Consider the following 19,737-nt stretch of genomic DNA (forward strand, 5'->3'; position numbering starts at 1 on the left):
CCGACCCTGCCCGCTCTACCTTCCGGCCGTGAGCCGCACGCGCACCCTGCTCCGATTCGCCCTGGCCGTCGCGATGGCGGCCAGCACCCAGGGCTTCCTGTTTGTCCAGGCGTCGTTTACGGCGAATCAGGACTGGATCGCCGAGACGCTGTGCGTCAACCGCGACCGGCCCGAGCGGAAGTGCGACGGGATGTGCGTGCTCAAAGAGCGGATGGGCCAGCACCACGACCACGAGCACGCGCCGGGCACGCCGGCCGAGCTCGACCTCGCGCTGTCCATCCGGCCGATGCTGGCGGACGCGCCCCGGCTGGCGCCGCCGCCTGTGACGGTCGCCGCGCGCAGCATCACGGCCACGCTCGCAGACGCCACCGGCACCTCGGGCGACGTGTTCAGGCCCCCGAGGCAGGCCTGACCCCGCGGACGTGACGTGAGCCCCGCGCCCCGCGCACGGGGTGGTCCGTCCGTCGCACGTGTGCCCGAGCCGCACGACCAGCAACCCGCTGGCAGCGGCCGGGCCGTTCGTCCCGTCCACGCCCGACGCGCCCGCCCAACGGAGCGCGCCTGGCGGCGTGGCCCCCCGCCCCGCTGCGCACGACTGTGCGCTCGCCTCCCTTTCCAATGACCCCACTCTCTCGATTCGCGGCCGTCGCCGCGTTCCTCCTCGTCGTCCCCGACCTCGCCGCCCAGCCCTGGACCTCCGGCCGCCCCGACGGCCACGCGCCCATCGGCGTGATGGGCGACCACACGCACGGCGGCCAGGAAGCCATGGTCTCGCTCCGCACAATGTGGATGCCGATGGAAGGCAGCCGCATCGGCACCACGTCGATTGCCGATGAGTTGGTCGTCGCCTCCACGATGGTAGATGGAGACACCTTCCCCGGCCAGGGCTTCACCGTCACGCCATCCAAGATGCCCATGCGGATGGACATGCTGGGCGTGATGGTGGCCCCCACGCGCCGGATCACGATCATGGCGATGGTCCCGTACGTCACCTACTCGATGGACCACAAGACGCGCGCGTCCGTCGCCGCCGACCCCGACGCCGTCGCCTTCTCGACGGAGTCGTCCGGCCTCGGGGACGTGTCGCTCACGGCGCTCGTCCTGCTGGCGGAGCCCGAGCGCCAGCGGATCCACGCCGGCCTGGGCGTCTCGCTGCCGACTGGCTCCATCGACGCGACCGACGACACGCCGATGGGCGCCGACCAGCAGCTTCCCTACCCGATGCAGCAGGGCACCGGCTCCGTCGGCCTCCGGCCGTCGCTGACCTACCTCGGCCAGTCCGACCGCCTCGGCTGGGGCGCCCAGGCGCGGCTCGCAGTCCAGGTCGGCGAGAACGACCGGAGCTACACGGTCGGTCCCAAGGGCGGTCTCACGGCGTGGGGCTCGGCCGTTCTCAACGAGATCCTGAGCGCCTCCGTCCGCGTCGACGGCCAGGCGTGGAGCGACATCGACGGCGCCGACCCGGCCTACGCGATGGCCGTCGCCACCCGCTTCGTCCCGACCGTCTTCCCCGACCTCCGGGCGGGCGAGCGCGTCGACGTGTCGGTGGGCCTCAACGGCTCGCTCGGCGACGGCCCCCTCGCGGGCTTGCGCGCGGCCGTCGAGGTCGGCGTGCCGGTCTACCAGCGCCTCGACGGGCCCCAACTCGAGACCGACCTCGTCGTGACCATTGGGGCGCAGTACGCCTTCGATCTCTAGCACCCGCGGACCGTGCCGGGCCGTCCCCCTCACGCGGAAGCGGGGCGGCCCGGCCGTGCCCGTCGTCCCGCTCCCGATCCTCACGGAGATGCGATCCCTCCGCGCACGGCCGCCCCGCCGACCGCGTTACACTCGAACCGACCGCCGCGCCGCCGCGTTGGCTCCCCGAACCCGCCCACCCCGATGCTCCGCCTCAGCCCGCTGCTCGCGCTCGCCCTCGCCCTCACCGCCTGCGACACGACCGGCACCCTCACCGACGACGGCTTCGACCCCTCGACCGTCGACTACGACGCCGTCCAGACCTTCGACTACGACGACACCGTCCGCCCTCTGCTCGCGGCCCGCAACGTCTTGTCGCCGACGGCCACCACCGACCGGGGCGACGCCAGCGACTACGACTTGATGGACGTCGTGATGGCCGGGCCCAGCGGCTTTGTCGTCCCCTTCGACGCGGAGGGCAGCCTGATGCTGCGCTTCGTCGCCGACCTCCCCGACTCGGTCGCCATCCCGTTCCCCAACCTCCGGACGCTGGAGGCCGACGAGGCTCGCTACCTCGCGCGCTGGATCGAGGCCGGCGCGCGCGACGGCGACACCGTCCCCTTTGCCGACGCGCACCATCTGCTGCTGGCGGGCGTCCAGGCCGAGAACCACGTCGCCCTCATCGACGCCGACACTGGCCGGCTCGTGCGCCGCATCGACTTCGACGCGCTCGGCATCCCGAGCACGCCCTACGGCCCGCACCACTTTGCCTTCGAGCCCGACGGCAGCGCCGCCTACGTCTCGCTCGTCTCGGCCGGCGTTGTCGCCAAGGTGTCGCTCGACCTCAGCCAGGATCCCGACAACGCGCTCCTCGGCCGCACGCCGGAGGGCGTCTTCGCCACGCCCGGCATGATGTCGCTCGACCCGTCCTCGACTCGCATCTTCGTCGGCCGCTCGACGCTCTCGGACCCGCTCGCGAACGGGTTCGGCGTCCTGGACCGCGAGACGATGGAGATGGAGATTATCGCGACGCCGTTCAACGTCCCCCACGCGATGGCCGCCACGCCCGACGGGCGCTACGCCATCACCGCCGAGCTGACCGGCACCCAGGCCGAGAGCCGCGCCCTCGTCTACGACACCGCCTCCGGCGACGCGACCATCTTGCGCATCCCCGCTGACGGCGCCCCCCGCGAGTTCATCCACTTCAGCATCCTGGGCGCTCACCACATGGGGATGGGCATGACCCACGACACCGGCGAGACGGACGCGGGGATGGATCACGAGGGCATGGACCATTCCGGCATGGACGCCGCTGGCGCCTCGCAAGCGTTGGCAGGCTACCCCTACACCGTGACCCTCACCTCGCGCTCCACTGATGAGGTCCTGTTCATGACGCTCGCCCAAGACGGGACCCTCGCGCTCGACGGCGCCGCGCCCGCCGGCGACGGCCCCTACCACGCCCACGCCAACCACGACGGCTCGCGCCTGCTCATCCCCGACCAGCGCGGCGACACCGTCACGATCCTCGATGCCGAGACGCGCGGCGTGCTCGCGCTCGTCGAGGCCGACGCGCTCAGCCAGCCCCACAGCCCGGCGCCATCGATGGACGGCGCGCGCTTTTTCGTGACCTCGTCCAACCTCAACGGCAATTGGACGCCGCCCTTTCTCTTCATGCCGCCCGGCACCGGCGACCGCGAGCCCCTCGGCCCCGAGTCGTTCGGCAACCTGACCATCTTCTCGGCTGCCGGCGATCTGGTCGAGGTCGTCCAGCTCGGCGCCTACCCCTCCGGCCTGGAGCCCGTGATGGTCCACGGCGGCATGGACCACTCGATGGGAGACATGTAGCGCCTGGGAAACGATTCCGCGCCCCAACGTGCGTCCCCTCGCCCTCTGGAAAGGGGCAGGGGAGGGCGCTTAGCGAAGGCGACCGGCGCGCGCCAGCCTGCGACCCGATCCCGCAGCCCTGCCCCCTTGGGTGGGCTCCCGCGCCTGCGGAGGGCTGGCCTGCCCCAGCTTGCGCTCACTGCACGTCTCGGCTCCGACAACCGACAACCGACGACCGAACACCGCCTGACCGCCCATGACCCGCCCGCTTCTCCTCGCGCTCGCCGCCGCGCTCGCGCTCCCCGCCAGCGCCCAGACGTTCACCCGCGAGGCGACTCCCTTTCCGGTCACCGGCCCCGATGGCGAGATCGCCTTCCCCTTTGTCGGCGGCTTTTTCGAGCCGCGCCCCGAGCTCGCCGACGTCGATGCCGACGGCGACGCCGACCTCATCCTCAACGTCGGCGGCGCGGGCCTCCAGCTCTTCGAGCGGCGAGGCGACGCCTACGTCTGGGTCACCGACCGCATCGGCGGGATCGAGCCCGGCAACTGGTCGACGTTCGCGGATCTCGATGGCGACGGCGATCTCGACCTGCTCGCGCGCGGCGAGCCCGGCCGCGTCCGCTACTGGCGCAACGTCGGCACGCCCCAGGTGCCCGCCTTCGAGATCGGCGCCGAACTGCTCCGCGACGCGGCCGGCGACCCGGTCTACGTCGAGGACTCCTCCATCCCCGAGCTCGCCGACCTCGACAGCGACGGCGACCCCGACCTGTTCTCGGGCAAGGCCGACGTCGGCACCATCACCTACTACCGCCACGTCGGCGTCGAGGCGGGCGTGCCCGTGTTCGAGTTCGTCACCGACCGCTTTCAGGACATCGTCATCTACGAGGAGAACCCGCAGTGCCGGTCGGCCGGGCAGGGCGCTGAGAGTGTCGTGCCCACCGTCCCCGGACGCGGCTCCTCGCGGCACGGCGCGAATGCCATCGCCATCCAGGACGTGACCGGCGACGGCGCCCCCGAGCTGTTCTGGGGCGACTTTTTCGCGCCCAGCCTGTTCTACTTCCTCAACGAGGGCTCCCCGACCGACCCCCGGCTGGCGCTCGCGTCCGAGCGGTTTCCCGTCGGCCAGCCCCTCACCTCCGGCGGCTACAACGCGCCCACCTACGGCGACGCGGATGGCGACGGCGACCCGGATCTCGTCGTCGGCGTCCAGCGCGGGTTGTGCTTCCAGACCCAGACAGCCGCCAACAACCTCATCTACTTCGAGAACACCGGCACGGCCGACGCGCCCGACCTCCAGCTCCGCACCGACCGCTTGATCGATGGCATCGACGTGGGCTCGCGCTCCGCCGTCGCGCTCGCGGATCTCGACGGCGACGGCGACCTCGACCTAGTCGTCGCGAATGAGACGAACCCCGACGACACCTCGCGCGCCAACCTCCAGCGCTACGAGAACACGGGCACCGCGGCTGCCCCCGCCTTCCGGCTCGCCGATCCCGACTGGCTCGCGCTCGCCTACGACTTCGGCGCCTACGCCCCCATCTTCGGCGACCTCGACGACGACGGCGACCTCGATCTGCTCGTGGGCGGCTTCAACGGCCGCTTCGCGTTCCTCCGCAACACGGGCACCGCCGCCGCCCCGAGCTACGTCCGAGAGGACGACCGCTGGGGTGGTATCGACGTGGGCCAGTACGCCCGCGCCACGCTCGGCGACGTCGACGGCGACGGCGACCTCGACCTCCTCGGCGGCGCCTCCAGCGGCCGCGTCCGCCTCTACCGCAATACGGGAACGGCGGCCGAGCCCGCCTTCGAGACCATGTCGAATGGCGCCCCGTCCGAGGCCGACGCCGCGTTCCTCCTCGACATCGGCCTGCCCGAGCGCTTGGACGGCGACGCGGCCCCCGCCTTTTCCGACATCGACGGAGACGGCGACCTCGACGTGCTCATCGGCACGGCGCAGGGCACGATCCTGGTCTTTCATAATGTCGGCACCCCGACCGCGCCCGCCTACGTCGCCGCCGAGCCCGTCCCCGCCGGCCGCCGCCGCGTCGCCCCCACGCTCGGCGACCTCGACGGCGACGGCCGCCCCGAGATCGTCGCCGGCACCTCGTCCGGCGGCTTGCTCTTCTGGCGCGCCGCCGGCGGCGTCTGGACCGAGCCCACGCCCGCTGGCGCCCCCTCCGACCTGGGCGTCCGCATCGTGCCCAACCCGTCGACGGGCAGCGTCTCCGTCCGCGCCGACGCGTCCGGCGGCGAGGTCGTCGTGTTCGACGCGCGGGGCCGCGTGCTCGCGCGCCTCGCCCTCGCCTCCGGCGCCGTCCAATGGGACGGGCGCGGCGCCGGAGGCCCGGCCGCGCCCGGCGTCTACCTCGCGCAGGTCCGCACCGGCGGCGCCACGCAGACCGTCCCCTTCACCCTCGTCCGCTAGCCGTGTGGGACCGGCTCCGCTGGGCGCTCCGCATCGGGCCTCCGGGCCCGGTCGAGGCGTCGGCGGCGGCCATCGCCTCCCGCGAGCTGGCCGAGGTCGACGTGGACCTGCCGACGTGGGAGCGCGCGCGAGCAGGCGGTGAGGCCGGGGCACACGATCGGTACGTGCGGCTCCGCGTCGCCGCGCTCCGCCGCGAGCTCCGCGCCGGGGCGGCCCCGCTGCTCGCGCAGGACAAGATCGACCGCCGGCAGGCCCTCGACGAGATGGCCGCCCGCGCCGAGGCGTTCCGGCAGACCCCGGAAGGGAAAGCCGCTTTCGACCGGACGCTCCGCGCCGCCATCTCGGGGCTCGCGTGGTTCTCTCTGCTCTACGCCGCCGCCGTCGGCCTCATCCTCTTGCTTGTGTGGCTCGCGGTCCGCTAGCTGGCCTCAGATCCAGTCCTTGCGCTTGAAGTACACGACCGTCGCGACCGCGACTGCGATCATCACCGCCCACAGTGCGAAGTAGGCCCAGGGGACACTGAGTTCGGGCATCACGGCGAAGTTCATCCCGTAGACGCCCGTCAGGAAGCCGAGCGGGAGGAACAGCGTGCCGACGACGGTGAGCACCTTCGTCACCTCGTTCTGGCGGACCCCCAGCGAGGTCAGGTAGAGGTCGGAGGTGGAGCCGAGCACGTCGCGGAGCGACTCGAGCACCTCGACGGCCTGCACCACGTGGTCCGTAGCGTCGCGCAGAAAGGGGCGGGTCTGCTCCTCGACGTAGGGCATGCCGTCGCGCTGGAGGGCCGCCAGCACCTCGCGCAAGGGCCAGACGGCCCGGCGGAGCGCCGTGGCGTCACGGCGCAAGAGCGCCAGCGAGGCCTGGATGCTGGGCTCCGGGTCGTCGAGGGCACGCGATTCGAGCACCTCGGCCGCGTCGCCGATGCGTTCCAGCGTGCCGAAGACGTGGTCGACGACGAGGTCGAGCAGGGCGTAGAGCAGGTAGTCCGCTCCGGCGCGGCGGACGCGGCCGGCCCCGCTCCGGATGCGATCGCGGAGTGGATCGAACACGTCGGCGCGGTGCTCCTGAAAGCTCAGCACCCAGCCCGGCCCCAGGACGAACGCGACCCGGTCGATGACGTGCCCCTCGGTCTCCGCGTCGGCGTCGGCGTACGCCGCGACCGCGTCGGCGCCGGCACAGGTCTCGCGCACCATCCGCGCAACCACCGACACCAGAGGCCGCCCGTCGGCGTCGTCGAAGACTTCCAGCTTGGGGCGTTGGCTGGACGTGAGCACGTCCTCGACCAACAAGGGGTGGAGCCCAAACGCCTCCCCAAACGCCGCGACCGTCGCTGTGTCCGCCAGCCCGTCGATTGCGATCCAGGCCGTGCCCGGGCCCTCCGCCAGCGCACGCGCGTCGGCGGGGGAGAGGCCTTGGGATTCTTGGGCCCCGCCCGAATCGTAGCGGAGGGCACGGACGCCGGCAGGGCGTTCGGGCTTGCGGTGGGCGGGGAGCACGCCGGGAGGGCGCCCCGCGTGGTGCGAGCGGGGCTCGACGAGCGGCCCCCGAGCCCGACCCGCCATCAGAGGGTCGACGACGGCGGCGGGTTGCGGGTGGCCGTTTCGGTCCGCCGCGCGACCTCGTCGGCCAGGCGCTGCATCTCGTCCGCCTCCGTCGTCCCGCGAGCGGTCGCGGGGGCGGCCGGCGTGGACTCGTTGAGGTGGCCGACCGCCTTCTGGCGTTCGACCGACGTCTTGGTCAGCTCCTTCTCGACCTTGCGGGCGCGCATCGACGCACCGAGACGGCCCGGGAGGCCGACGAGGTACCCGAGGCCGAAGCCGACGCCGAACCACCCGGCGACCATCCACAACACCGGGCCGGTCCAGTCGGCCTGGATGAACGGCAGGGCGAGGCGGACCTCGTTGTCGAGGTTGGCGGGCTGGGTCGCCAGCAGGATGCCGAGGACGGCGACGAGGAAGAGAACGACGAGGGCGAGGCGCATGACGGCGGGCCGGGTGAAGGGAGCGCAGTCTACGCCGCACCCGCCGCCAGGTTGTCTACGCCTCGGTCGCGCCGGGCGGGGTGTGGTAAAACCGCTCGTGGACCACCTTCCCGTCTTGCCAGCGCTGGACGGCCACCTCGTCCATCTGGTACACGGTGCCGTCCTTGAAGGTGACCTCGTCGGAGGTCTCCACGAACACCACGCCCGTGCCCGGGGCCGTCTCGTGCGCCGCCAGCGACCGCACGCCGCCGCCGGGGGCAACGGACTCGACCATCTCAAGCCACGTGCGGATGCGCTCCTTCTGGGTCTCCTTGCCCTGCGGGGTTTCGCCGGTGAAGTCGACGATCTGGATGTCGTCCGCGTAGTAGGTGTCGACCGCGTCCAGGATGTCGGGGCCGCTGGCGAGGGCTTGGAGGTGCTGGGCTTTTTCGAGCAGGGTCATGGCGGGTGCCGGGGTGTGGACGGGCAACGTCGCGTCCGTCGGTGACGACCCCAGGTCATGGGTGAAAGGCATCATGTATCGGCAGGGCTTGCGGCCGATGCGAGACCGGGGCATCCGTACCAGAGGGGTCGGGCGGACGCACGGTATCCTTGCGCCATGCCCGGTGCCCCCGTCCGCCGACCGATCAAGACCCGCCAGGCCCGGTGGGCGGGCGCGCTCGCGCGCGCCGCCGCCTCGGCCGGGCTGACGCCGAATGCGATCTCTCTCCTCAGCGTCGTCGTGTCCGTCGGCACGGCCGCCGCCCTGCTGGCGGCCGTCGGTGCGGAGGGAGGGACGCGAGCGGCGCTGTTCGTCGTCGCCGCCGGGACCGTCCAACTCCGGCTGCTTTGCAACCTTCTCGACGGGCTCGTTGCCGTCGAGGGTGGGAAAGGGACGCCGGCGGGCGAGGTGTTCAACGACCTGCCGGACCGGGCGTCCGACCTGCTGGCGCTGGTGCCGGTGGGCTACGCGATCGGTCTGCCCTTCGGCCCCGAACTGGGGTGGGCCGCCGGCGTGCTCGCCGTGCTGACCGCCTACGTCCGCGTGCTCGGCGGGGCGTGCGGGCTGGAGCAGCGGTTCACGGGCCCGATGGCCAAGCCCCACCGGATGTTCGCCCTCACGGTCGGCCTGCTCGCGGCGGCGCTCGCGGTATCTGCCGGCTACGACGCGGTCGTGCTGGCGGCGACGCTGGGCGTCATCGCTGTCGGCTCGCTCGTCACCGCCGTCCGCCGCACGCGAGCGGTGCTGGGGGCGCTGGGCTCGTGATCGCCCGCGCCGTCGCCGCCGTCCTCGTCCGCCTCGCGCGCATCGCGCTCGGGGTGAGCGGGACGTTCGAGACCGACCTCGCGCCCGGCGTGCCGCGCGTCTACGTCGCCAACCACACGAGCCACCTCGACGGCGTCGTGGTCTGGGCCGCGCTCCCGCCCGCGGAGCGCGCCCGCACGCGCCCCGTCGCCGCCGGCGACTACTGGCAGGCGACCGCCTTCCGCCGAGTCATCGCCCGCGACGTGTTCCGCTCCGTGTTCGTCGACCGGGCGCACGTCGACCGCGAGACGGTGCCTCGGCTGGCGGCCGTGCTCGACGGCGGCGGCGCGCTCGTCCTCTTTCCCGAGGGGACGCGCGGCGACGGCACGACCGTCGGCCCGTTCCGCTCCGGGCTCTTCCACCTCGTCTCGCACCGCCCCGACACCGATGTCGTCCCGGTCCGGCTCGAGAACCTGGCGCGGTCGCTGCCCAAGGGCAAGACCCTGCCCGTCCCGATGTTGGGCCGCGCGACGTTCGGCGCGCCCTTCCGGCTGGCGCCCGAGGAATCGAAGGACGCCTTTCTCGCGCGTGCCCGCGACGCCGTCGCCCGCCTGGGCGCCCCCGCATGACCCGCTTTTTCCAGGACCCCGACCTCCAGGCCGTCTTGGTCGGCGTGCTCGGCCTGCTGGCGATCGCCAGCGTCGCCGTCGCCATCTTGCGCCGCCGGGTGACGACGGAGGCGGGCCGAGTCGTGGTCGACAACTTGGCGCTCCGCGTCAAGGCGTGGTGGGCGATGGTCGCCGTGCTCGCGCTGACGCTGGCGACCGGCGGTGTCGGGTCGGTGCTGCTCTTCGGGGCCACGTCGTTCCTGGCCCTGCGCGAGTTCGCGACGTTGTCGCCCGCGACGGCCAGCGACCACAGCGCGCTCACGTGGGCGTTTTTCGTGGTCATTCCGGTCCAGTACCTCTTCGTCTGGCTCGGGCTCTACGGGATGGTCGTGCTGTTTATCCCCGTCTACGTCTTCCTCTTCGCCCCCGTCCGCAGCGCGGCGACGGGCGACACGACCGACTTCCTCGGGCGCGCGGCGGCGATCCACTGGGGGCTGATGGTGTGCGTCTACTGCGTCAGCTACGCGCCGCTCCTGCTGTCGCTGGCGACCCCTGGGTTCGAGGGCGAGACGATCAAGCTGCTCATCTTCCTGATCGTGGTCGTCCAACTCAGCGACGTGCTCCAGTACGTCGTCGGGAAGACCGTCGGGCGCCGACCCCTCGCGCCGCGCGTGAGCCCCAACAAAACGTGGGAGGGGCTGATCGGCGGCGTGCTCGGGGCGACCGCGATCGGCGCCGGGCTGTGGTGGATGACGCCGTTCTCGCCCCTCGCAGCGAGCGCGGTCTCGCTCGTGATCGCCGTCGCGGGCGCCTCGGGCGGCCTGGTGATGTCGGCCGTCAAGCGCGACCGGGGCGCCAAGGACTTCGGGGCCCTCATCCCCGGCCACGGCGGCGTCCTCGATCGGATCGACTCGGTCTGTTTCGCGGCGCCCGTCTTTTTCCACGTCACGCGCTTTTTCTACGTCACCCGGCCCGACGCCCTGCCGGCCTTTCTGGCGGGCGGCTGAGTGGGGCGCCGCGTCGGCCGGCTGCGTGAAGGGGGAGCGCAAGCGAACCGCCGCCGACCGATCCGGCGTTGACGCCGTCCGCCCCCTCGACGCCTGTGCGCCCCCTCGCCGCCTGCCTCTTTCTCGCCGCGCTCGCGGCCTGCTCCGACGCGCCCCCCGCCGTCGGCGCCAGCGTCTCCGTCGCCGAGGCCATGTCGGGCGACACGACCGGCTACGCCCGCGCCGACCGCGTCGTCGACTTCGCGTTCCCCGCCGACCACGGCCCGCACCCCGACTTCAAGGCCGAGTGGTGGTACGTCACTGGCAACGTCCGGGCGACCGACGGGACCGACCGGCGCTTCGGGATCCAGTTCACCGTCTTCCGCTCCGCGCTCGCGCCCGCCGACACCGCCGACCGCGCCTCCGACTGGGCCACGCGCCAGCTGTACATGGCCCACGTCGCGATTGGGGACGTGTCGACAGAGACCTTCTACGACGCCGAGCGCTTTTCGCGCGGCGCCGCCGGGCTGGCGGGCGCCTCCGCCGAGCCCGTCGCCGCGTTCCTCGGGCCCGTCCGGCTTGTGGCGGCAGGCGACGCCAGCGCGGCCGTCCCGCTCCGACTCACCGGCGAGGCGGAGGGCGCCAGCTTTGACCTCACGGCCCGGCCCCTCAAGCCGATCGTGCGCCAGGGCGACCGAGGCCTGAGCCAGAAGGGCGCTGGCGAGGGCAATGCGAGCTACTACTACGCCCAGACGCGGATGGCGACGACCGGCACCGTCACCCTGCCCGACGGCGAAGCGGTCCCCGTCGAGGGACTGACATGGCTCGACCGCGAGTGGTCGACCTCAGCCCTCGGCGACAACCAGGTCGGCTGGGACTGGTTCGCCCTCCACCTCGACGACGGGCGCGACCTGATGCTCTACCAACTTCGCCAGACTGACGGCTCGAAGGACCCGCTGTCTGAGGGCTCGCTCGTTGCCGTCGACGGCTCGAAAACGCGCCTCGACGCGGGCGACTTCTCGCTGGAGCCGCTCGAGACGTGGTCGACGAACGGTGCTGACTACCCGACGCGGTGGCGCGTCCGCGTCCCGAGCGCGGGCCTCGACATCGAGGTCATGGCCGCGTTCGAGGCACAAGAGCTCGACGCGACGATCCGCTACTGGGAGGGCGCCGTCGACGTGTCCGGCTCCGCGTCCGGCGTCGGTTTCCTGGAGATGACCGGCTATGCGGACGGCCTCGACAGCAGCGCGCGGGCGTCGTTCTAGTCGAGCCCGATCTGCTGGCGGGTCCAGTCGACGAGGGTGACGAACAGGCGGCCGGGGCGGCCCCAGACGCGGCGGTAGCCCGCCGGCCAGTCGCCCTCGCCGACCGCGGCCGCCGGGACGCCGAGCGAGTGGTCGGCGCCGTCGAGGACGAGGACGTTGAGCGCGTCGTTGCCCGCTTGCAGCGCCTCCAGCACCGGCACGTGGTCTTCGGGCGGGACGATCCGGTCGGCGGTGCCGAAGATCGCGAGCGTCGGGACGCGCATCCGGCGCAGGGCGTCGGTGTTGTCGAAGCCGGGGCGGCGGGCGTAGTAGCTCAGCTGCTCGTCGGCTAGGCTCTCGGGGAGGTGGGCAAACTCGGCCCACGGTTGGGCGCGAGCCGCGTCGATGATCGGCGCATAGGCCGACCACGGCGCGCCTTGGGCCGCCAGCGACACCAGGCGCGACTGATACGCGGTCGCCGCCGCGAACTCCGCCTCAGTAAACGGACGGCCCGAGTCGCGCATGAGTCGCCGGACGGTCGCCGACTGCTGCTCGGCGAGAGATCCGGCGGGAGGGACCAAGGCCACCCAGAACGCCACGTCGTCGCGGTCGGCGATCGCCAGCGGGGTCACCCAGCCGCCCGCGCTGTTGGAGACAATGCCCACGGCGTCGGCGCGCACGCGAGGGTCGGCCGCCAGCTTGTCGAGCGCCGCTTGGACATCCGCCACCCGGTCGGCGCCGGTCGTCAGCGAGTCCACGCCCGACGACTCGCCGGTGCCTCGGGCGTCGTAGAGGAAGGTCGCGATGCCGTTGCGCACGAGTGTCAGCGCCCAGTCGGACATCTCGCCCCGGCCGTAGCCGTAGCCCCGGCCCGGCACCATCAGCGCGGTCGGGAACGGGCCTGGGCCCTCGGGCAGCACCAGGCTCCCGAACAGGCTGTCGGCCCCGGCGACGAACGCCAGCGGCTCGATGGTGTAGCCGGGCAGCGGGTAGTCGAGCACGCGCTGGAGCGAGACCGTCGCTTGCGTCACGCTGTCGGTCACGACCGTCCCGCGGAGGGATCCGTCTGTGAGGTCGACGAGCAGGCGCATCTCGTCGCCGAACAGCTCGGCCACCAGAAACCCGTCGGCCGGGCCGCCGGGCTCGTAGGCGAACGGGAAGCCGAACCGCGCGAACCCACCGTAGGGCTGGGTGAGGACCACCTCAAGCCCGTCCGGGCCGACGGCGATCTCGAGGTCGAGCAGGCGCAGCGCGCCGCCTTCGTAGACGGCCGCGCCGGACCACCGGCCCGCGAGCCCGTCGGGAGCTTGGGCGCTGGCGCCGACCGCGAGCAGGAGGGACAAGAGGGCGAGGCGCATAGAACCCGGAGTCAGTCGGCGCGGACGGCGCGCCAGGGCTGGAGGAGGCCGCGATCGGGCGAGTACGTCGTGCCGGTGACGACGCCGTCGAGCAGGCGCCCGACAGTCACGTAGCGCGAGCTGCCGTCCTCAGTCTCGAACGCGAACCACACCCCGTCCCAGTCGGCATTGACCTGCGATCCGGTGACCGGCGATCCGTAGAACGTGCCCTCGAGTTGGTCGCCGTCGACCGTCGCGACGACGAACGGCTGGAGGTATGCGGGGGCGTCCGGTGTCGGCCGCAGATCGACGGTCCACGTGCCGACGAGGTCGGCGGGATCCGGGGCCAGACCCGCGAGCGACGGCGCGAGCGCCAGCAGGAGGGCGATCCAGAGAGAGGCCAGCATGGGAGCGCAGGGTGGGGGAGGCAGGAAACGACGAAAGGGGCCTCCCGGGCGTCGGGAGGCCCCCTGTGAACGGCGTGGCCGTTAGTGGTGCGATCCGCGGCTGGCGGGCATCTGACGCGGCATCAGCACCCGATCGATCACGTGGATGATGCCGTTCGACGCCCGAATGTCGGTCGAGATGAGTTCGGCGTCGTCGACGCGAACGCCGAGCGAGAGCGACTCGCCGTTAACCGTCTCGAGCTCATCGAGGTTGTAGATGTCGCCGGCCGTGTAGCGACCCGGGACGACGTGGTAGGTCAGGATGGCCGTGAGCTGGTCGCGGTTCTCGGGGCGGAGCAACTGCTGGATGGCGTCGTCACCGAGGCGGGCGAAGGCGTCGTTCGTGGGGGCGAAGACGGTGAACGGGCCGTCGCCCTTGAGGACGTCGACGAGCCCGGCGGCCTGGACGGCGGCGACGAGTGTCTGGAAGTTGTCGTTGCCAGCGGCGATGTCGACGATGTCGTCGTGCTGGGCCGAGGCCGAGAGCGGCAGGGCGAAGGCGAGAAGGAAGAGGAGGAAACGCATGGGAGCGGGGGAGAGGAGAGGCCCGGCGCGTCGGCCGGTGTGGGGTGTCAACGGGGCCCCGGACCGGCTTGGGTCCACGGAATCGGCGAGCGGTGGCGCGAGACCGCCAGCCGGTGGAGCAGCGCGGTGAGCGGCCCCGCGGAAATCGGGCGGGCGCCCAGTGGCCCCCTCACCCAGGCTTCGCCGACGCTGCGCGCTGTTCCCCTCGCTCGGGAGAGGGGACGCGTTCTGACCGGTCGTGCCCGGCGACACGGCGCTCGCGACGGCCCACGCGGGTGCGTCAGGCCGTGCCGCCCAAGCGGGCCTCCAGATGTTTCCAGTAGCGGCGGCTGGCGCGGAGCTCGGTCCCATCGCGCAGGAAGAGGCGCGCGTCGCCGCCCGCCGTCAGCCGCACGTCGCGGACGCGGTCGACGGCGACCAGCGTCGAGCGGTGGATGCGGACAAAGCGGCGCGGGTCGAGGCGCTCCGCCAGCCCGGACAGCGTCTCGCGCAACAGGTGCGTCCGCGTCCCGACGTGGAGCGCGACGTAGTCCCCGGCGGCCTCCGCCCAGTCGAGCGTGTCGGTGGGGATCACCGCCAGCTTGGTGCCCTCGCGGACGAGGAGCCGGTCGGTGTGGGTGGGCGCCGTCGCCTCCAGGAGTTGGCGCAAGCGGGCCGGGAGATCGGCCGGGTTGTCGGGGCGGGCGAGGCAGCGCGCGCGGTCGAGGGCCCGAGCGAAGCGGTCGTCGTCGTAGGGCTTGACGAGGTAGTCGACGGCCGACACCTCGAAGGCGCGCAAGGCGTGGTGATCGAACGCCGTCACGAAAACCGTCGCGGGCATGGCCTCCGGTCCAATCGCCTCGACGACACCGAACCCGTCGAGGTGTGGCATCTGCACGTCGAGGAAGACGACGTCGGGCTGGAACTGGCGGATCGCGTCGACGGCGGCGCGGCCGTCGGCGGCCTCCCACATGAGGTCCACGTCGGGCACGGGGTCGAGCAGCAGCCGGACCACGTCGCGGGCGAGCGGCTCGTCGTCGGCGACCAGGGCGCGGAGCGCGCTCATGCGGGGAGGTCGACCTCGGCGATGGCGCCGCCCCCGTCGCGGGGGCGAAGCGAGACCGACGCGGCGTCGCCGTAGTGGGCCGCCAGCCGGGCCCGCGTGTTGGCCAGCCCGACGCCCGTCCCGGACCCGGCCTTCCCCGGTCCCGGCCCGTCGTCCTCGACCGCCAGCCGGAGCCGCCCGCCGGCCAGCGCGGCGCGGACGGTGATCGTCGTCGGGCCGGTGCTCGGGGCGACGGCGTACTTGATGGCGTTCTCGACGAGCGGTTGGAGCAGCCACGCGGGCACTCGCGCGCTCCGCGCCTCCGGCGCCACCTCCCACACGACCGTCAGCCGGTCGCCGACGCGGACGCGCTCGAGCGCGAGGTAGCGCTCCAGCACGTCGATCTCGCGGGCGAGCGGCACGGTCATGGCCCCGTCGGTCTCGAAGCTGGACCGCAGCAGGTCGCCGAGCTGGCCGACCATCCGGACGGCCTGGTCCGTCTCCCCCTTGCGGACCGTCGCGCCGACGGCATGGAGGGCGTTGAACAAGAAGTGGGGCCGCACTTGCATCCGCAAGGCGCGCAGCTCGGCCGTCGCGAGGTCGGCCGCGAGCGTGGCCTCCCGGCGGTCCCGCTCGCGCGCTCGCACGATCGCCAGCGCCGCCCACGTCGCGGCCACGATCAGGCCGTACGCGACCACGTTGACGGGAAAGCGCAGGCCGTAGTGCGTCTGGAACGTCGCCCACGTCCAGTCGCTGGGCAGGCCCGCGAGTCGGAACGCGACGACGTTCCCGAAGGCGTGGACGCCGAGCGCGAGCGCCGCGCCGACGGTGTGCGCCCCGGCGATCCGGGCGAGCCCGGCGTCGGGCCCGACGCGCGTCGCCAGCCAGACGACCGGCGGGGTCAGCAGCGCCCACAGCACCCAGTTCGGCAGCGTCGTCCACAGCGCAGCGCGCCAGGCGACCGGCTCGCCCACCAGCGTCTGCTCGATCACGATCTGCCCCAGCGCGATGACGGCGGGGACGGCCCACAGCGCGACGGCCGCCAGCAAGGCCGGGGGGCGCGCCAGCCGGGGCTCGCGCTCGATGACGAGCGGGGGGGTAGGGGCGGGAAACGCCATGGCCCCAAGATGTTCGGGCCGCGACGCCGGTTCCGTGGGCTACCCGGCGGTCTCGACGACCGACACGTCGGTCAGCTCGCCGTGCACGTCGAGGGAGGCCTCGAGCTGGGCGCTGGTGCGGAGCACGCGGCGCGCCAGCGAGTCGTCCTGGGAGGTCGTCCCGAAGACGAGGTCGAGGGCGAGCGCGGCGAGCGAGAGCGGGACGAAGAGGGCGCCGGCCAAGCTCGCGACCCAGAGCTTGGCGTTGTAGAGGACGACGTCGCGGACGAGGGGAGACACAGCAGCGGGTGGGGAGACCCTGCGCCCTACGACGCCCCGGTCGGCGAGTTACGCGCCGAGTGCGCGGGCGGCGTCGGCGGCCTCGTCGCACAGGATCCGGAACCACGGCGTGTATCGCTCCGGTCGGGCCCGGAGGTCGGCCCGGAGGTCGGCGGCCTCGATCCAGCGCCAGCCCGAAACCTCGGCGGCGGCGGGGAGCGGCTCGCCGTCGAAGCGGCCCACGAAGACGTGGTCCAGCTCGTGCTCGACGAGCGGCTCCGGCCCGGGCAGTTCGGCACGGTAGACGCGGGCGAAGGCGCGGCGGAGCGCGCACCGGACGCCCATCTCTTCGTCCAGTCGGCGGCTGGCGGCGGCCTCGGGCGGCTCGCCGGGACGCGGGTGCGTGCAGGCCGTGTTCGACCAGAGGCCGGGCGAGTGGTACTTGCCGTCGGCGCGGCGCTGGAGCAGCCACCGCCCCTCACCGTCGAACAGGAACACCGACACCGCCCGATGGAGCCGCCCGTCCCGGTGGACGGACAGCTTCTCAGCGGTCCCGATCTCTCGGTCCGCGGCGTCGACGAGGACGACGTGTTCGGTCATGGGAGAAGGGTCGGGGCGGTTGGCGCGCGGTCTCTCGGGTGGCGTTCGCCCGGTCGGTACGCGCCGTTCCCCGCGGCCCTGCCCTGGTGAGATCCCTGAGGCACATCGGCCCGTGGGGACCCCCTCCAGAACAGCCGAGTCCGTTGGGGCTCGAGCGGGTCGTGCTGGCGCCTAGAGGGGGAGTATCCACCAGCGTCGAAACCCGTTCCCCACTCCCCGTTCAGTCCGCGTCCAGCGACGCCTCCGCCGGGTTGCCGTTGTGGACGAACACGACCGTCCCGGCGGCTTGCGCGAGTGCATCCAGCCCGGCGCCGTAGGCCTCGGCGCCGTCGGCGTCGGGGCGCTGCAGGCCGAGCACCGTGAGGTCCGTGGCCCCGCTCTCCACCGCCAGTACGTCCGGGAACGGCCGGTCGTCGCGGACGACGACGTGGACCTCGGCCTCGACGCGGACGGCCTCCAGCAGCGCCACGGTGTCGGCGCGGACGCTCTCGACGGCCTCCTCGCGGCCGACCATCCGCACCACGCGGAGCCGGGCGCCCGACCAATCCGCGTTGCTGCGGACGAGGTGCGCCAGCAGGAGCATGAGGTCGCCGTTGCCGCCGCGCCCGCCCCACCACACGTCGACCGAGCGGCGCTCGCCGAAGCCGGCCGCCTCGTCGACGCGCAGGAAGAGGACCGACTTGCTGAGGTCCGCCAGGTCGCGGAGGACGCGGAGCAGCAGGCCGCGCCCGCCCTCGGTCCCGCTCCAGCCCATCACGACCGTATTCGCCTCCAGCCGCCCGATCCCGTGCGACTGCGAGACGGCGACGGCGCCGCTCGCGAAGTCGGGGACGATCTGGGCCTCGGCGAAGGCCGTCATGCCGTGCTCGCGGATGTAGTCGCGGATCCGCTCGCGCGCCCGCTCGCGACGCGCCGGCTTGTTGGGGTCGTCGACGGCGCCGGTGATGAGCTGGCTGAACGTGACGATGCCCCGCCCCAGGCTGAGCCAGCGTGCGAGCGAGACGAGGTGCTCGCGGTTGTGGGGCTGGCCCGTGAACACCATGAGGTTGGGCCGCCAGTTGCGCGAGTCGGGCGCCTTGGCCTCCAGCCGGATCAGCGCGAACCGCGCCAGCGACGTCCAGACGCCGCTCCGCACGTCGCCCCACGTGCCCGCGAGCTGACGGCGCTGGAGCGCGAAGTAGATCCCGTACGTGACGACGATCGCCGCGACCGTCGCCGGGGCGTTGATCAGGAACATGGCGCTGTAGCACCCGACGCCACCGAGGGCCGGCACCCACCACGGGACCCGGAACGTGGGCCGGAAGCTCGGATTCCCGACGGCCTTTTCGAGCGCGGCCACCAGGTTCACCATCCCGTACGTGTTGAGGAAGAACATGGTGATGACCGGGGCGACGGCGTCGATGTCGCCGGCCCAGATCACGACGATGGCCACGGCGCCCGTCAGCAGCACGGCCGCTCGCGGCTCGGTCGGGCTGCCCATCTGGCTCGCCATCCAGCGCGGCACCACGCGGTCGCTGGCGACGGCCTGCAGCGTGCGCGGCGCGGCCAGCACGCTCCCCAGCGCCGACGACAGCGTGCTCGCGGCGACACCGGCCAGGATCAAGAGCGGCACGGCCGCCAGCTCCGACATCGCGGCCGTGTTCGAGACCAGCTCCTGGGGCGTGAAGTGGGTCGCAAACCAGACGGCCGCGGCGATGTAGACGACCGTCGTGACGGCGATCGACGCGATCGTGCCGCGCGGGATGCTCCGCGACGGGTCCTTGAGGTCGCCCGACAGCGAGATCCCCACCTCGATGCCGGTCACGGCGGGGAAGAAGACGGCGAAGACGACCCAGAACGAGACCTCGCCCACGCCCGTCGCCGCCGGCGCCTCGACGCTCCCCCAGCCGCCCGCGAAAAACGACACGAGCGCGGCGATGAGGACGGCCAGGATCCCGAACTGGATCTTGAGCGCGAAGTCGGCCCCGACATATGCGATGGCCACGAACCCGAGCGCCACGACGGTCGCGAACACCTGGGCGTCGAACGCCGCCAGCATCGGCACGGCCTCCATCGCCTCGACGAACCCGATGATGTAGAACGCGACCGAGATCGCCTGCGACAGGTACAGCGGGATCCCGATGGCCCCGCCGATCTGGAGCCCCAGCGACCGCGAGATCAGGAAGTAGTTGCCCCCGGCGCGGACGTCCATGCTCGTGGCGATCGACGACAGCGACAGCCCGGTCAGGAACGAGATCGCGTTCGCGATGCCGATGATGAGGAGCGCGCCCCACAGCCCGGCCTGCCCGACCACCCAGCCGGTGCGCAGGAAGAGGATGATCCCCAGGATCGTGAGGACGTTGGGCGTGAACACGCCGGCGAACGTCCCGAAGCGGGCGGTGGAGACGGGGGCCTCGCGGTCGGCCATCGGGGAGGAGGGGGGAGCCGCCCGATGGTACCGCGCCCGGGGCGCGAAGGCA

At 72.8% G+C, this 19,737-nt stretch carries 20 protein-coding genes; 9 read left to right on the plus strand and 11 right to left on the minus strand.

Annotated features, from left to right (window positions below; all coding sequences use genetic code 11):
• Nucleotides 1-28: 28 nt before the first annotated feature.
• The 5 genes from ACLII4_RS09210 (at nt 29) to ACLII4_RS09230 (ending at nt 6,348) form a co-directional block, all read left to right on the plus strand.
• Complete coding sequence (locus ACLII4_RS09210) at nt 29-412, plus strand: hypothetical protein (protein ID WP_412067094.1); 384 nt, start codon at nt 29-31, stop codon at nt 410-412.
• 206 nt (nt 413-618) lie between these two features.
• Nucleotides 619-1,698: a transporter gene (locus ACLII4_RS09215; protein WP_412067095.1), complete on the plus strand. Its 1,080-nt coding sequence runs from the start codon at nt 619-621 to the stop codon at nt 1,696-1,698.
• A gap of 183 nt (nt 1,699-1,881) precedes the next feature.
• A complete protein-coding gene (locus ACLII4_RS09220) occupies nt 1,882-3,522 on the plus strand; it encodes a YncE family protein (RefSeq protein WP_412067096.1) in 1,641 nt (546 codons plus the stop codon).
• A gap of 235 nt (nt 3,523-3,757) precedes the next feature.
• Entirely contained in the window at nt 3,758-5,926 is a 2,169-nt protein-coding gene (locus ACLII4_RS09225; RefSeq protein WP_412067097.1) for an FG-GAP-like repeat-containing protein, read from the plus strand.
• Between the two features lie 2 nt (nt 5,927-5,928).
• The gene (locus ACLII4_RS09230) at nt 5,929-6,348 is read left to right on the plus strand and encodes a hypothetical protein (RefSeq protein WP_412067098.1); all 420 of its coding nucleotides are present in this window, start codon (nt 5,929-5,931) and stop codon (nt 6,346-6,348) included.
• Nucleotides 6,349-6,354: 6 nt separating this feature from the next.
• Here ACLII4_RS09230 and corA read toward each other — a convergent pair whose 3' ends face one another.
• The 3 genes from corA to ACLII4_RS09245 form a co-directional block, all read right to left on the minus strand.
• Nucleotides 6,355-7,422 carry a magnesium/cobalt transporter CorA gene (gene corA / locus ACLII4_RS09235; RefSeq protein ID WP_412067099.1) on the minus strand — a complete coding sequence of 356 codons (1,068 nt, stop codon included), beginning with the start codon at nt 7,420-7,422 and terminating at the stop codon, nt 6,355-6,357.
• Between the two features lie 65 nt (nt 7,423-7,487).
• Nucleotides 7,488-7,907, minus strand: a complete 420-nt coding sequence (locus tag ACLII4_RS09240; protein WP_412067100.1) for a LapA family protein — start codon at nt 7,905-7,907, stop codon at nt 7,488-7,490.
• A 55-nt stretch (nt 7,908-7,962) separates the two neighbouring features.
• On the minus strand, nt 7,963-8,349 hold the full coding sequence (locus ACLII4_RS09245; RefSeq protein WP_412067101.1) for a SnoaL-like domain-containing protein: 387 nt from the start codon (nt 8,347-8,349) through the stop codon (nt 7,963-7,965).
• Between the two features lie 156 nt (nt 8,350-8,505).
• On the opposite strand from ACLII4_RS09245, the gene ACLII4_RS09250 reads away from it, so the two are divergent.
• The 4 genes from ACLII4_RS09250 (at nt 8,506) to ACLII4_RS09265 (ending at nt 11,991) form a co-directional block, all read left to right on the plus strand.
• Nucleotides 8,506-9,153, plus strand: coding sequence for a CDP-alcohol phosphatidyltransferase family protein (locus ACLII4_RS09250; protein WP_412067102.1), 648 nt, complete (start codon nt 8,506-8,508; stop codon nt 9,151-9,153).
• The gene (locus ACLII4_RS09255; protein WP_412067103.1) at nt 9,150-9,761 is read left to right on the plus strand and encodes a lysophospholipid acyltransferase family protein; all 612 of its coding nucleotides are present in this window, start codon (nt 9,150-9,152) and stop codon (nt 9,759-9,761) included. The genes ACLII4_RS09250 and ACLII4_RS09255 overlap by 4 nt, the downstream gene beginning before the upstream one ends.
• Nucleotides 9,758-10,747 carry a phosphatidate cytidylyltransferase gene (locus tag ACLII4_RS09260; protein ID WP_412067104.1) on the plus strand — a complete coding sequence of 330 codons (990 nt, stop codon included), beginning with the start codon at nt 9,758-9,760 and terminating at the stop codon, nt 10,745-10,747. Before ACLII4_RS09255 ends, ACLII4_RS09260 begins: the two co-directional genes overlap by 4 nt.
• Before the next feature lie 95 nt (nt 10,748-10,842).
• Nucleotides 10,843-11,991, plus strand: coding sequence for a lipocalin-like domain-containing protein (locus ACLII4_RS09265; protein WP_412067105.1), 1,149 nt, complete (start codon nt 10,843-10,845; stop codon nt 11,989-11,991).
• Here ACLII4_RS09265 and ACLII4_RS09270 read toward each other — a convergent pair.
• The 8 genes from ACLII4_RS09270 to ACLII4_RS09305 all read right to left on the minus strand — a co-directional run bounded on the left by ACLII4_RS09270 (nt 11,988) and on the right by ACLII4_RS09305 (nt 19,685).
• Entirely contained in the window at nt 11,988-13,328 is a 1,341-nt protein-coding gene (locus ACLII4_RS09270; RefSeq protein ID WP_412067106.1) for an alpha/beta hydrolase family protein, read from the minus strand. The genes ACLII4_RS09265 and ACLII4_RS09270 overlap by 4 nt on opposite strands.
• An 11-nt stretch (nt 13,329-13,339) precedes the next feature.
• Nucleotides 13,340-13,714 carry a hypothetical protein gene (locus ACLII4_RS09275; protein ID WP_412067107.1) on the minus strand — a complete coding sequence of 125 codons (375 nt, stop codon included), beginning with the start codon at nt 13,712-13,714 and terminating at the stop codon, nt 13,340-13,342.
• Between the two features lie 81 nt (nt 13,715-13,795).
• Nucleotides 13,796-14,278: a fasciclin domain-containing protein gene (locus tag ACLII4_RS09280; protein WP_412067108.1), complete on the minus strand. Its 483-nt coding sequence runs from the start codon at nt 14,276-14,278 to the stop codon at nt 13,796-13,798.
• A gap of 280 nt (nt 14,279-14,558) precedes the next feature.
• Nucleotides 14,559-15,323, minus strand: coding sequence for a LytR/AlgR family response regulator transcription factor (locus tag ACLII4_RS09285; RefSeq protein WP_412067109.1), 765 nt, complete (start codon nt 15,321-15,323; stop codon nt 14,559-14,561).
• Nucleotides 15,320-16,420, minus strand: coding sequence for a sensor histidine kinase (locus ACLII4_RS09290; protein ID WP_412067110.1), 1,101 nt, complete (start codon nt 16,418-16,420; stop codon nt 15,320-15,322). The genes ACLII4_RS09285 and ACLII4_RS09290 overlap by 4 nt, the downstream gene beginning before the upstream one ends.
• 39 nt (nt 16,421-16,459) lie before the next feature.
• Entirely contained in the window at nt 16,460-16,699 is a 240-nt protein-coding gene (locus ACLII4_RS09295; protein WP_412067111.1) for a hypothetical protein, read from the minus strand.
• Nucleotides 16,700-16,747: 48 nt separating this feature from the next.
• The gene (gene idi / locus ACLII4_RS09300) at nt 16,748-17,278 is read right to left on the minus strand and encodes an isopentenyl-diphosphate Delta-isomerase (RefSeq protein ID WP_412067112.1); all 531 of its coding nucleotides are present in this window, start codon (nt 17,276-17,278) and stop codon (nt 16,748-16,750) included.
• 220 nt (nt 17,279-17,498) lie between these two features.
• Nucleotides 17,499-19,685, minus strand: coding sequence for an amino acid permease (locus ACLII4_RS09305; protein WP_412067113.1), 2,187 nt, complete (start codon nt 19,683-19,685; stop codon nt 17,499-17,501).
• Nucleotides 19,686-19,737: the final 52 nt, after the last annotated feature.

The organism is Rubrivirga aquatilis (assembly GCF_046845665.1).
Taxonomy (GTDB): Bacteria; Bacteroidota; Rhodothermia; order Rhodothermales; family Rubricoccaceae; genus Rubrivirga.